Annotated in this window: 12 protein-coding genes; 3 read left to right on the top strand and 9 right to left on the bottom strand. The window is 66.0% G+C overall.

Annotated elements, in window-relative coordinates; translation table 11 throughout:
- Positions 1-159: 159 nt before the first annotated feature.
- Positions 160-960 (bottom strand): phytanoyl-CoA dioxygenase family protein, encoded by an 801-nt coding sequence (locus tag QX010_RS32310; protein WP_316183598.1) that lies wholly within the window; start codon positions 958-960, stop codon positions 160-162.
- A 209-nt stretch (positions 961-1,169) separates the two neighbouring features.
- On the opposite strand from QX010_RS32310, the gene QX010_RS32305 reads away from it, so the two are divergent.
- On the top strand, positions 1,170-1,712 hold the full coding sequence (locus QX010_RS32305) for a methylated-DNA--[protein]-cysteine S-methyltransferase (protein ID WP_316183597.1): 543 nt from the start codon (positions 1,170-1,172) through the stop codon (positions 1,710-1,712).
- Positions 1,713-1,746: 34 nt separating this feature from the next.
- On the opposite strand, the gene QX010_RS32300 is transcribed toward QX010_RS32305, so the two are convergent.
- From QX010_RS32300 to QX010_RS32285, 4 genes are all read right to left on the bottom strand, one after another.
- Positions 1,747-2,613, bottom strand: a complete 867-nt coding sequence (locus QX010_RS32300; protein ID WP_315805515.1) for an MBL fold metallo-hydrolase — start codon at positions 2,611-2,613, stop codon at positions 1,747-1,749.
- 19 nt (positions 2,614-2,632) lie between these two features.
- Positions 2,633-3,247, bottom strand: coding sequence for a glutathione S-transferase family protein (locus tag QX010_RS32295; RefSeq protein ID WP_316183596.1), 615 nt, complete (start codon positions 3,245-3,247; stop codon positions 2,633-2,635).
- 129 nt (positions 3,248-3,376) lie between these two features.
- Positions 3,377-4,219: a fumarylacetoacetate hydrolase family protein gene (locus QX010_RS32290; RefSeq protein ID WP_315805513.1), complete on the bottom strand. Its 843-nt coding sequence runs from the start codon at positions 4,217-4,219 to the stop codon at positions 3,377-3,379.
- A gap of 77 nt (positions 4,220-4,296) precedes the next feature.
- Positions 4,297-5,160, bottom strand: coding sequence for an MBL fold metallo-hydrolase (locus QX010_RS32285; protein WP_316183595.1), 864 nt, complete (start codon positions 5,158-5,160; stop codon positions 4,297-4,299).
- 116 nt (positions 5,161-5,276) lie between these two features.
- Between QX010_RS32285 and QX010_RS32280 the strand changes: the two genes are divergently transcribed.
- Entirely contained in the window at positions 5,277-5,732 is a 456-nt protein-coding gene (locus tag QX010_RS32280; protein ID WP_315805511.1) for a DUF3775 domain-containing protein, read from the top strand.
- 313 nt (positions 5,733-6,045) lie between these two features.
- Here the strand turns inward: QX010_RS32280 and QX010_RS32275 are convergent, their stop codons facing one another.
- Both QX010_RS32275 and QX010_RS32270 read right to left on the bottom strand, forming a co-directional pair.
- Positions 6,046-6,828: an SDR family oxidoreductase gene (locus QX010_RS32275; RefSeq protein ID WP_315805510.1), complete on the bottom strand. Its 783-nt coding sequence runs from the start codon at positions 6,826-6,828 to the stop codon at positions 6,046-6,048.
- 138 nt (positions 6,829-6,966) lie between these two features.
- Positions 6,967-7,482, bottom strand: coding sequence for a CvpA family protein (locus QX010_RS32270; RefSeq protein ID WP_316183594.1), 516 nt, complete (start codon positions 7,480-7,482; stop codon positions 6,967-6,969).
- 111 nt (positions 7,483-7,593) lie between these two features.
- Here QX010_RS32270 and QX010_RS32265 point away from each other — a divergent pair, with 111 nt between their 5' ends.
- The gene (locus tag QX010_RS32265; RefSeq protein ID WP_316183593.1) at positions 7,594-8,355 is read left to right on the top strand and encodes an SDR family NAD(P)-dependent oxidoreductase; all 762 of its coding nucleotides are present in this window, start codon (positions 7,594-7,596) and stop codon (positions 8,353-8,355) included.
- Positions 8,356-8,400: 45 nt separating this feature from the next.
- On the opposite strand, the gene QX010_RS32260 is transcribed toward QX010_RS32265, so the two are convergent.
- Positions 8,401-10,002, bottom strand: coding sequence for a GMC family oxidoreductase (locus tag QX010_RS32260; RefSeq protein ID WP_316183592.1), 1,602 nt, complete (start codon positions 10,000-10,002; stop codon positions 8,401-8,403).
- A gap of 144 nt (positions 10,003-10,146) precedes the next feature.
- Positions 10,147-11,580, bottom strand: a complete 1,434-nt coding sequence (locus QX010_RS32255; protein ID WP_316183591.1) for a coniferyl aldehyde dehydrogenase — start codon at positions 11,578-11,580, stop codon at positions 10,147-10,149.
- Between the last annotated feature and the right edge of the window lie 414 nt (positions 11,581-11,994).

The following is an 11,994-nucleotide window of genomic DNA, read 5'->3' as shown; positions in this document are numbered from 1 at the left end:
AAACCCACAACAGTTGAGCCTCGCAATATGCGGAAGCTGAACCGGACAGCCGTGGGCTTGACCCGGCCATCCATCTCTCAGCAGGGCGGCTTTGCCGAGAGGATGGATGCCCGGGTCAAGCCCGGGCATGACGACCTGCTTTCGTGATGGCGATATGGCTTACTCCGCCGCCTCGCGATGCGCTCGCGCGAGTTGCAGCAACACATCATCCGGCAGGGTTTCGATCGGCGTGAAGTCGCGATGCGCGATGTACTCCGGGCGCGTCGGGGTGCGGATGTGGTTCGAGACGGCGTTCAGCGTGAGATACACGATCTTGCGCGGGTAGGGCGTGATGTTGCCGGCGGAGCCGTGCACAAGATTGCCGTGGAACATCAGCATGCCGCCGGGCTTTCCGGTTGGCGCGACGATGCCGCCTTCCGCGACCAGCCGCGTCACCGTGGCCTCGTCCAAGGTCCACAACGGATAGGACGTGGTCGCGAGATCATGCGAGGCCTCGAGATCGCCGGCATGCTGGCTGCGCGGCACCAGCATCAAGGGGCCGTTGATCGGCATCACCTCGTCGAGGAAGATCGCGATGTTCATCGCGCGCGGCTCCGGCATGCCGTCGTCGCGCTTCCAGGTGCCGTAGTCCTGGTGCCATTGCCAGACATCGCCGGTGAAGGCCGATTTGGCGTTGATCTTGAACTGATGCATGTAGAGTTTCTCGCCGAAGATCTGCTCGATCGGCTCGATCATGCGCGGATGCGCGGCCAGCACGCGGAAGGCGTCGTTGTAGAGGTGGGCGGCAAACGCCGTGCGCGGCGCGCCGCTCTTCTCGCGCCAGACCTCGGGCCTGTCGGCGGCATAGATCGCCTCCGCCTCGCGGGCGAGGAACGCGGTCTCCTCCGGGCTGAACAGCTCGGGCAGGAACAGCCAGCCCTCGCGATTGAAGAATGCAATCTGCTCCGGCGTCAGCTTCATGGCCTTCTCCCTCGCCTTGGTTTCCTCGGATGAGGCGCCCGCTCTTTGCGCCGGGCTGCCCCTGTGCCGTGCTCCCATCCTTTCGGCCTGCCGATGGGCATCACGGCGCTTCCGCTGTCGACATTGGCAGAATCCGGGTGGATCGCAACATTCTCCAAGCCTAATTTGACTGGCAGATGATACGGGGCAGAGCGGCGATGGAGCCCGTCATGTCAGAGCACAGCTTTGCGATTTTCGAAACCGCGATCGGCCCTTGCGCGATCGCATGGGGAGCGCGCGGCATCAATGCGGTGCAACTGCCGATGGGCGGCGTCGCGCAGATCCGCATCCGGATGCAGCAGCGTTACGACGGCATCGGCGAGGCCGAGCCGCCGCCGCATGTGCGGCGCACCATCACGCGGATCACGGCGATGCTTGCCGGAGAGCCGGATGATCTCAGCGATGTCGACCTCGATCTCGACGGCGTCAGCGCGTTCCAGCGCGGCGTCTACGAGATCGCGCGCCGGATCCCGCCGGGCCGGACCCTGACCTACGGCGATATCGCCAAGCAGCTCGGCGGAGTCGAGCTGTCACGCGAGGTCGGCCAGGCACTGGGGCGCAACCCGTGCCCGATCGTGGTGCCCTGCCATCGCGTGCTCGCGGCCGGCAACAAGCCCGGCGGCTTCTCCGCCAACGGCGGTGTGGAGACCAAGCTGAAGATGCTGGCGATCGAAGGCGCCGCCGTGAACTATACGCCGAGCCTGTTCGATTGATGCGAAAGCGCGCGGCGGACGCCAGGCTCGGGCGTCAGACCGCCTCGCAGGCGAAGGCACTGCCCTTGCGCCTGATGCGGCCGACCGAGGGCGACGGGAAATGCGCCGTGCAGCACAGCGTCGCGGTGTCGCAATAACGCTCCAGGAACGTTCGTCGCGTGACAGCCGCCTGTTTCGGGTCGACGTCGAACTTCGGTGACAGTTCGGGAAGCCCGAGCTGCAACGGCGTGTGGATCAGGTCGCCGGCGAACACCGCGTCGTCTCGGCCCTTGCCCACGGCGATTGCGACATGGCCGGGCGTATGCCCCGGCGTCGGCAGCAGGCGGATATGATCGCCGATCGAGAATTCGTCGCCGACGATGTCGGCGCGCTTGGCCTCGACCACCGGCAGCACGCTGTCGGCGAATGGAGGCACCTCGGCCTTGGCGTTCTGCGCCACCCAGTAGTCATATTCGCGCTGCGCGAAGACGTAGCGCGCATTCGGAAAGGTCGGCACCCAGCGGCCATTGTCGAGCCGCGTGTTCCAGCCGACATGATCGGTGTGCAGATGGGTGCACATCACGACGTCGATGTCGTCGACCGAGACGCCGGCGGCTGCGAGCGCCCGCATGTAGCTGTCGTCGCTCTTCATGTTCCAGACCGGCCGCGCGCGCGGCTTGTCGTTGCCGATGCAGCTGTCGATCAGGATGGTGTGATGAGGCGTCCTCACCACGTAGGACTGAAAGCACAGGATCAGCGTGTCCTGCGCATCGAGCGCGCCGGCCGCCTGCAGCGCGCTGCGCTCTGCCGCCAGCATCTCCGGCGTCAGCTCCGGAAACATCTCGCGCGCCGGCAGGAACGTGGTTTCCTGCTCGATGATGCGATGAATGGTCGTGTCTGCAACCGAGAATGTCAGCGTCACGGCAGCTCCTGTTCGGGGATCAAGCCGCCGGCGGCACCGAGATCTTCACCGATTCGCGTTCGAGCATCTTGTTATGGAACGCGTCGAGCGCCGGAAACGCCTTGCGCCAGCCGCAATCGGCGAAGCGGAAATCGGCATAGCCGAGCACGCAGACGAGGCCGATCGCGGCGACGTCGAACGGGCGCGTCATCAGGTCGCTCTGCGCATTGAAGCGCGCCATGCCCATCCAGGCTCTGTTCCAGTGGTCGTCGGACCAGGCCCGCCAGCGCAGACCCTCCGGGCGCACCAAGGCCTCGTAGCGGCACAGCAGCATGGAATCGAGCATGCCCTGCAGCATCGAATGCTCGCTCTTGACCTTCCAGCGCGACGGGCCGGAGGCGGGGATCAGCTTGTTGCCGCCGGCGAGCTCGTCGAGATATTCGACGATGACGTAGGAATCCAGGATGACGTCGCCATTGTCGAGGATCAGCACCGGCAGCTTCTTGAGCGGCGTGATCTTCGAATATTCCTCATTGGCCTGACCCGGCACCACGGCCGCAGGCACGAACTCGATTTGATCGATCAGTCCGAGCTCGATGGCGGCGATGCGCACCTTGCGGGCGAACGGCGAGGCGGGCGAAAAGGTGAGTTTCATCGGCGTCTTCCTGTTGGCTCGATGCGGATTGTTATCCGTCATTGCGAGGAGCGAAGCGACGAAGCAATCCAGAGCCGCGCGTGACGCCCTGGATTGCTTCGCTTCGCTCGCAATGACGGTGAGGTGACGTTACGCCTCGATGATCTCCTGGCGCTGCTCGCCGAGGCGCTCGATGCCGAGCGTGACGACGTCGCCGACGTTGAGGAAGGTCGGCGGCTTCATTCCCATGCCGACGCCGGGAGGCGTGCCGGTGGTGACGATGTCGCCGGGCAGCAGCGTCATGAACTGCGAGACGTAGGAGATGCACTTGGCCATCGAGAAGATCATCGTCGCGGTGGTGCCGGTCTGGCGGCGCTGGCCGTTGACGTCGAGCCACATCGACAGGTTCTGCACGTCCGGAATCTCGTCCTTGGTGACGAGCCACGGGCCGACCGGACCGAACGTGTCGTGCGACTTGCCCTTGGTCCACTGGCCCAGGCGCTCGATCTGGAAGTTGCGCTCGGAGACGTCGTTGCAGACGGTGTAGCCGGCGACGTGGTTGAGCGCCTCGGCCTCCGAGACGTATTTGGCGCGGGTGCCGATGATCGCGGCGATCTCGACCTCCCAGTCGAGCTTGGTGGAGCCGCGCGGCTTCTCGACCTGGTCATAGGGACCGCACAGCGCGGTGTTGGCCTTCAGGAAGAAGATCGGCTCGGCCGGGATCGGGTTGCCGGTCTCCTTGGCGTGGTCAGAGTAGTTGAGGCCGATCGCGACGAATTTCGAGATGCCGGTCACGGGGGCGCCGAGCCGCGGCTTGCCGGCGACGGCGGGCAGGGAGGCCGGATCGAGCGCGGCGAGCTTCTTCAGGGACTCCGGCGCATAGGCCGCACCGTCGAGGTCCTTCACATGCGCGGACAGGTCGCGCAGCTGGCCGGATGCATCGATCAGGCCCGGCTTTTCCGCGCCCTTCTCGCCGTAGCGAACAAGCTTCATTGGTTTCTCTCCCTCAATTCCTTGGTATTCCAGAGCCCTGTCATGGAGCATGGCGGGGCGAAATTCAACCTCGCGGGCTATGCGCTGCCGCGGCCCGGCACTGCCTGGAAGCGGAAGGTGGCGCCGTTGCGCCGGATATGGCCGGCATCGAAATGGCCGCCGATCACCAGCGCCTCAGTGTCGGCGAAGCGCGAGAACAGCGCCCGGCGCGTGGCGGCCGCCTGCGCCGGATCGGAATCGACCGTCGAACTCCAATCGAGATGCGCCATCTGGCAGGGATGGTGGGCGACGTCCCCGGTCAGCACGGCCTCCGCTCCCTCCGAGCGGATGTGCAGGCTGACATGACCCGGGCTGTGCCCCGGCGTCGGGATCAGCGTGATTTCGTCGGTGATCACATCCTCGCTTCCGACGAGCTCCGCGCGTCCGGCCGCGACGATCGGCTGGACGGAATCGGCGAAGGTCGCGGTCTCGTCGGCGGCCTCGCTGTGATCGCGCCAATGCTCATATTCCGCGCGGCCGAAGACATAGCGCGCATTGGGAAAGGTCGGCCCCCAGCGGCCGTCGACCAGCTTCGTATTCCAGCCGACGTGGTCGACGTGGAGATGCGTGCAGATCACCATGTCGATGCTCTCAGGCGGAAAGCCGGCCGCGCTTATCGTCTCGAGGAAGGGCATGGTCCGGTTGTTCCAGATTGGCACGCTGCGGCCCTGCTTGTCGTTGCCGAGCCCGGTGTCGACCACGATCCGCATCGTCGGTGTTTCCAGCACCAGGGTGTGGATCGACATCTTCAGCCGACCTTCATCGGTCGCAAAATCGGGCGTGAGCCAGGACAGCTCGCGGATCGTCTCGGGTGTTGCCTGCGGCAGGATGAAGCGGGTGCCGCCGACGGTCTCCAGCTCGACGAATTTGGTGATCCTGACCCGGCCGATCGTCCAAGACATGCGCGCTTCCTCGTCTTATTCTTGATGCCGGTAACGATGCCGCGCGGCTTGTTCCGGCGCAATGGATCAACTGCCCGGAACAGGCGTTGCTGCAGTCCGTCCATGAGGAGAACGCCATGCCAGAGCTGACGATATCGCCCGAGAAGGTTGCCTTCCTGATCGAAAAGGCGCGCGAGTTCGACGTCAAGGAGCAGGCGACCGATGAGGATTCCGGCTCGAATGCCGCCGATGACGACATGGTCGACGTGCTCCAGGACAGCGGCGATGATCCCGTGGTGCGCGAGATCACCGGCTTCATCAACGCGATGACCGAGGATGAGCAGACCGATCTCGTCGCCTTGATGCGGCTCGGTCGCGGCGACGGCGATATCGACGAGTGGGACGAGCTGCGCCGCGAGGCCGCCGGCCAGCGCGACCGCCACACCGCGCGCTATCTGCTGGGCGAGCCGATGCTCGGCGACCTGCTGGCCGAGGGCCTCGATGCGTTCGGCATCGACTGGACCGAAGGCCGCACCACGGCGGATTCGTCGAGCCCGAGCCAGCGCGACGAGGACGAGATCACGAAGCGGTAGGTCTTTGCAGATCAGGGCAGGCAACTACTACGCAATAGTGACCGCAGGCTTTCCAGCTAAGAGTCGAGCGCTCTCCGCGACGCCGGTGCGCTCCCTCTCCCCGTTCTTCACGGGGAGAAGGGTGGGGTGAGGGGCAGCCGCACGGGAGGTGTCAGAGGGCAACGCTCCGGGAGTGTTCGTGGTGAGGCCTGTACCCCCTCACCCGGATCGCATTCGGCGATGCGATCCGACCTCTCCCCGCACGCGGGGAGAGGCGCAGAGCGAGCAAGTCGCGAGAGACCTCTGCACTCCAACGTTTCCCGCAATACGCCGCTTACAGCGTGCCCGGGAACGCGCCGCCGTCGAGCAAAATGTTCTGGCCGGTGATGTAGCCGGCCTTGGCGGCGCACAGGAAGGCGCAGGCGAGGCCGAACTCTTCGGGATCGCCGAAGCGTCCGGCGGGATTGGTCTTGGCGCGGTCGGCCAGGATCTGCTCCGGCGTGACGCCGCGCTTTTCGGCTTCGCCCTTTGCCGTGGAGAGCAGGCGGTCGGTCTCGAACGGCCCCGGCAGCAGCGCATTGATGGTGACGTTGTTGATCACGGTCTTGCGCGACAGGCCGGCGACGAAGCCGGTGAGGCCGGCGCGGGCGCCATTGGAGAGGCCGAGAATGTCGATCGGCGCCTTCACCGCGGCCGAGGTGATGTTGACGATGCGGCCGAACTTGCGCGCCATCATGCCGTCGACGGTCGCCTTGATCAGCTCGATCGGCGTCAGCATGTTGGCATCGAGCGCCTTGATCCAGTCGTCGCGGGTCCAGTTGCGGAAATCGCCGGGCGGCGGGCCGCCGGCGTTGTTGATCAGGATGTCCGGGTCCGGGCAGGCCTTCAGCACCGCGGCGCGGCCCTCCGGCGTGGTGATGTCGCCCGCCACTTCCGTCACGGTGATGCCGGGATTGGCCGCGCGGATCTCGGCCGCGGTCTTGGCTAGCGTCTCGGCGCCGCGCGCCGTGATCGTGACATGCACGCCCTCATTGGCGAGCGCGATGGCGCAGGCGCGGCCCAAACCCTTGCTGGAGGCGCAGACGATGGCGCGGCGGCCCTTGATCCCGAGATCCACGATTGATCACTCCGATATGTCAGTGAGGCTGAAAGGAAGATGGGCGCATTCTAGCCAACGGCATTGCCGCTGATAAGAGCAGCCGGCCTGTGCCGAATTGCATGGCTCGCTATGACGGGAGAGACGCCGCCGGGTCGGTCAGATGCGCCGTTCCTGCTTCAGCCGGTCGATCAGGCTTGCGACCTCCGGAGGCAGCGAGCGGAAGCCCTTTGCGCCTGCGAGCGAGAGCAGCGGACGCAGGCGTGATCCGTCGAGGAAGCGTGGCTGGCGCTCGGGAGGAACGATCCTGTCGAACACCAGCACCAGCGTGGTCGCGACCATGCCGGTGCGGACCGCGCCCAGCAGCGCGCCGCCGAGCCGGTCGCCAAAGCCGGCCTCGGAACCGATCGCCTCGTCGAGCAGGATGCGACCGATCTTGCCCAGCGCCATGCCGATCACGACGAAGGCGGCGAAGAACTGCAGCCAGTTCTGGGCCAGCGGAGTGCCGTGCGCGTCTTGCAGCTGCGGGCTCATCGCCGCGACCGCCCCCATCGCCAGCGGCATCGCGAGCAGGTAGGCCAGAATCGTGATGGCGCTGCGCAACAGCCCGGTCGAGAAGCCGCTGTAGACGGCAACCATCAGTGCGGCACAAGCGGCGAGGTCGAAAGCGTTCATGGTTGCTCCGCCGCAGTTGTAGGCCGCGCCCGGTAAACGATTCCGGTTTGCGCTGCTTCAAATCGTCTGTATCAATGCGCCGCAACAAATGAGCAAATCGTGGGAGGAACCATGTCCGAGCTGTTCGACGTCAGCCGCGAGGTGATCCTGATCACCGGCGCGAGCCAGGGTCTCGGGCGGCAGTTCGCCCGGGTTCTATCGGCGCATGGCGCCGCCGTCGCGCTCGCGGCACGCCAGACCGGCAAGCTCAAGGCGCTGGAGGCGGAGATCAGGGCGAGGGGCGGTCGCGCTGCCGCCGTGGAGATGGACGTGACGAGCATGGCGTCGATCGCCAGGGGCATGGACGCCGCCGAGGCCGCGCTCGGGCCCGTCACGGTGCTGATCAACAATGCCGGCATCGCCGTGGAGAAGCTCGCGGTCGAGCAGAGCGAGGCGGATTGGGACGCCGTGATCGGCGCCAATCTCAAGGGCGCCTATTTCGCCGCAACCGAAGCGGCGCGGCGCATGGCCGCGCGCAAGGCCGGCGGCAACATCATCAACATCGCCTCGGTGCTCGGCTTCAGCGTCGTGAAGTTCATCTCGCCCTATGCGATCTCCAAGGCCGGCGTGGTACAGGCGACCAAGGCGCTCGCGCTGGAGCTCGCGGCGAGCGGCATCCGCGTCAACGCACTGGCGCCGGGCTACATCGACACCGACATCAATCACGAGGTCTGGGAGACGCCGGCGGGCGAGAAGCTGATCAAGCGCATCCCGCAGCGGCGCGTCGGCCATGAGAGCGACCTCGACGGCGCGATCCTGCTGCTGGTGTCCAACGCTTCGCGCTACATGACCGGCAGCGTGGTGACGGTGGACGGCGGCTTCCTGCTGACGTGAGGCCCGGCTGATCCGCAGGTTGATTTCCCACGATGGCGAGCGGTCTCAGCCCTTCAGCTCGTCCTTGATCATGTCGGCGGCCTTCTCGCCGATCATGATCGTCGGCGCATTGGTGTTGCCGCCGATCAGGGTCGGCATGATCGAGGCGTCGACCACGCGCAGGCCGGACGTTCCGCGCACCTTCAATTCGGGATCGACCACGGCGAGCGGATCGTCGACGCCCATCTTGCAGGTGCCGACGGGATGATAGACCGTATCGACGCGGGCGCGCAGGATGGCGCGGATGTCGTCGTCGGTCCTGACATCCGAGGTGAACAGGTCACGCGTGGCGAGGCTGCGCATGGCCGGCGTCTCCATCAGCCGCAGCGTCGTCTTGTAGCCGGCGACCATGGTCTCGACATCGTCGGCCTCGCCGAGGAAGTTCGGATCGATCAACGGCGGCGCCAGCGGATCGGCACTCTTCAGTCCCACCGTGCCGCGGCTCTTCGGCCGGAGCAGACAGAAGTGGCAGGAGAAGCCGTTGCCGTGGCGCTTGCGGCCGTGATCGTCGGTGACGGCCATGCCGAAATGCAGCTGGATGTCGGGCACGTCGAGATCAGGCCGCGTCTTCAGGAAGCCGCCGCATTCGGCGAAATTCGAGGTCAGGACGCCACGGCGCTCGCGGCGATATTGGCCGATGCCCGCCAGCAGCCGGCGCAGGCCTTTCGGCGACAGCGAGGAGAAGTTGGGGTTGTCGGAGGTGTAGGCGAAGATGAAATCCGGATGGTCCTGCAGGTTCTGTCCGACGCCGGGCAGATGATGGATGCTGGCGATGCCGAGCCGCGCCAGCGCGCTTGCATCTCCGACGCCGGAGAGCATCAGCAATTGCGGGGTCTGGAACGCGCCGGAGGCGAGGATCACTTCGCGGCGGCAACGGATCTGCTTGACCTCCTTGCCCTGGCGGTACTTGACGCCGACGGCGCGCTTGCCCTCGAACAGGATCATCGACGCATGCGCCGATGTCTCGACGCGCAGGTTGCTGCGGCTGCCGATGTGCGGCTGGATGTAGGCCCGTGCCGCGCTCCAGCGCTCGCCATTGGCTTGCGTGACTTGATAGAGGCCGAGCCCTTCCTGCGTCTCGGCATTGAAATCGTCGCGGACCGGAAACTGCGCTTCGCGCGCCGCCTGGAGAAAGATGTCGTGTACGGGATTGTCGGTGCGCAGCCGGTTGACCGGCAGCGGTCCCGATTGGCCGTGATACGCGCCGTTGAACTCGGCATTGTTCTCGGCGCGCTTGAAGTAGGGCAGCACGTCGTCATACGACCAGCCGGTATTGCCGAGGGAAGCCCAATGATCGTAGTCGGCGCGGTGGCCGCGGATGTAGACCATGGCGTTGATCGCGGAGGAGCCGCCGAGCCCGCGGCCGCGCGGCTGATAGCCGCTGCGCCCGTCCAGGCCCCTCTGCGGCACGGTGGTGAAGGACCAGTTGTTGACGGGCCCCGCGACCATCAGGAACAGCATGTAGGGCGTTGTCACGATCCAGTTGTCGTTGCGCCCCCCGGCGTCGAGCAGCGCGACGGATGTCGCCGGATCTTCCGACAGGCGGCCGGCAACCGTTGCGCCGCCGCTGCCGCCGCCCACGACGATGAAATCGACCTCGTCCGTCACGTGCTGTCTCTCCCTGATTTGCTTTTTTATTTGGTCGTCATTCCGGGGCGCCGCGCAGCGGCGAACCCGGAATCTCGAAGTTGACGTCTCATCATCTCCGGATTCCGGGTTCGCGCTGCGCGCGCCCCGGAATGACCGAACGGGTCAGCTCAGAAACCGCAGCAGCTTCTCGATGCGGGCGATGCTGGCCCCATAGGGCGGATAGAGATCCTTCATGCGGTTGAAGGGCGAGCGGTAGAACACCGGCTTCAGCTTGCTGAAGCTGTTGAAGCCCCATTCGCCGTGATAGTGGCCGATGCCGGAGGCGCCGACGCCGCCCATCGGCTGGTTCATCTGCGCAAAATGCAGAAGGCAGTCGTTGATGGTGACCCCGCCGGAGACGGTGCGCGCCAGCACCGCGTCGCGCGCCGCCGCGTCGCTGCCAAACCAGTACAGCGCAAGCGGCCGGTCGTGGGCATTGATGTGGCGGATGACGTCGTCGGATTGCCGATAAGGCATGATCGGCAGCAGCGGGCCGAAGATCTCCTCCTGCATGATCGCCATGTCCGCGCTCGCACCCGTCACGATCGTCGGCGGAAACTTCCGCAGTTTCTTCCAGGCCGGATCCTCCGGGCTGGTTGTGCTCAGCGTCCTGGCGCCGCGCGCGATCGCGTCGCGCAGCAATCCTTCCAGCCGGGCATAGTGCCGCTCGGAGATGATCGACGTGTAGTCGGCATTGGCCGGGTTGGTGCCGAACATCCGCAGCATGTGCCGGTGCAGCTTGCTCGCGAACGCGTCCGCGTGCTGCTCGGGCACGAACACGTAGTCCGGCGCGATGCAGGTCTGGCCGGCGTTGAGCAGCTTGGCATAGGCGATACGCTCGGCGGCCTCGTCGATGTTGGCGGAGACGTCGACGATGGTCGGTGACTTGCCGCCGAGTTCGAGCGTCACCGGGGTCAGGTTGCGCCCGGCGGCCTCGGCGACGATGCGGCCGACGCGGGTCGAGCCGGTGAAGACCAGATGATCGAACGGCAGCCCGGCAAAGGCCTCCGCGACGCCGTCCTCGATGCCGGTGACGGTGAGCTGGGCCGGATCGAAATTCGCCGCGATGAGCTCCTTGAGCAGCGCGGAGAAGTGCGGCGTCAGCTCGCTCGGCTTGATCATGACCCGGTTGCCGGCGGCGAGCGCGCCGATTGCCGGGGCCAGAGTCAGCTGCAGCGGGTAGTTCCAGGGCGCGATGATGCCGACCACGCCGAGCGGCTGCGGCATCAGGCGGTTGCGCGCCGGCCAGAACTGCAGCGCGGTGGCGATGCGTCGCGGCGCCATCCAGCGCGGCAGCGCCTTGAGCGTGTGCCTGATCTCAGCCTGCAGGAACAGCGTCTCGGCAATCGTCGTCTCGACCGCGCAGCGGTGGCCGAAATCGGCTGAGATCTCCTGCTCCAGGCGGGTCTCATTCTCCGACAGCATGGCCCGCAGCCGCTTCAGGCCGTCCAGCCGTGCTGCGAGGGCGGGCGGAGGCGCATTGCGTGAGGCTTCGACCTGCGTGTGGAACGCGTTGTCGAGCGCCGAGAGGGCGGGGCTCTTCAGGGACTGGTCCATGGACGTCTCCTCGCGTGTAGCGCGGCCGCGTGCAGGGCCGTCATTCTGGTTGGCCTAAAGCTGCCGCGTTGCGGAACCCTTGGCAAGCACGGCGTCGGCTCTACGCCACCTGGCGCGCGCGTGGAGCCATTCCATTTGGCGGGTGTGTGTCGTCGGTCCCTGCGGCCGCCCTTCGAGGAACTTTTTCCTTGTCCCCAGCCCGCGCCGTGCCCCTGGTCACCGCCGGCAAATAGGCCGCCACATAAGCGTCTGTCATATCGATGTAATTTCTGAAATGAGTCCCGCGACAAGCGGTGTCACAATCCGGCAAAAAAACTTCCCGAAAGCCCTTTCCAAACCGGCCTCGCATTGGTACATACCGCCCGCACCCGACGGCCGGCTAGGCCAACGGGCTCAAGCCTTCTCAGGAAGCCT

This window comes from Bradyrhizobium sp. SZCCHNRI1009 (assembly GCF_032487575.1).
GTDB lineage: Bacteria > Pseudomonadota > Alphaproteobacteria > Rhizobiales > Xanthobacteraceae > Bradyrhizobium.
This window is presented reverse-complemented; position numbering and strand designations above follow the sequence as displayed.

Excerpts from the sequence above, each read along its gene's own strand:
- QX010_RS32310 (WP_316183598.1), bottom strand. The coding sequence starts at position 960 with ATGAAGCTGACGCCGGAGCAGATTGCATTCTTCAATCGCGAGGGCTGG.
- QX010_RS32305 (WP_316183597.1), top strand. The coding sequence starts at position 1,170 with ATGTCAGAGCACAGCTTTGCGATTTTCGAAACCGCGATCGGCCCTTGC.
- QX010_RS32295 (WP_316183596.1), bottom strand. The coding sequence starts at position 3,247 with ATGAAACTCACCTTTTCGCCCGCCTCGCCGTTCGCCCGCAAGGTGCGC.
- QX010_RS32290 (WP_315805513.1), bottom strand. The coding sequence starts at position 4,219 with ATGAAGCTTGTTCGCTACGGCGAGAAGGGCGCGGAAAAGCCGGGCCTG.
- QX010_RS32285 (WP_316183595.1), bottom strand. The coding sequence starts at position 5,160 with ATGTCTTGGACGATCGGCCGGGTCAGGATCACCAAATTCGTCGAGCTG.
- QX010_RS32280 (WP_315805511.1), top strand. The coding sequence starts at position 5,277 with ATGCCAGAGCTGACGATATCGCCCGAGAAGGTTGCCTTCCTGATCGAA.
- QX010_RS32270 (WP_316183594.1), bottom strand. The coding sequence starts at position 7,482 with ATGAACGCTTTCGACCTCGCCGCTTGTGCCGCACTGATGGTTGCCGTC.
- QX010_RS32265 (WP_316183593.1), top strand. The coding sequence starts at position 7,594 with ATGTCCGAGCTGTTCGACGTCAGCCGCGAGGTGATCCTGATCACCGGC.
- QX010_RS32255 (WP_316183591.1), bottom strand. The coding sequence starts at position 11,580 with ATGGACCAGTCCCTGAAGAGCCCCGCCCTCTCGGCGCTCGACAACGCG.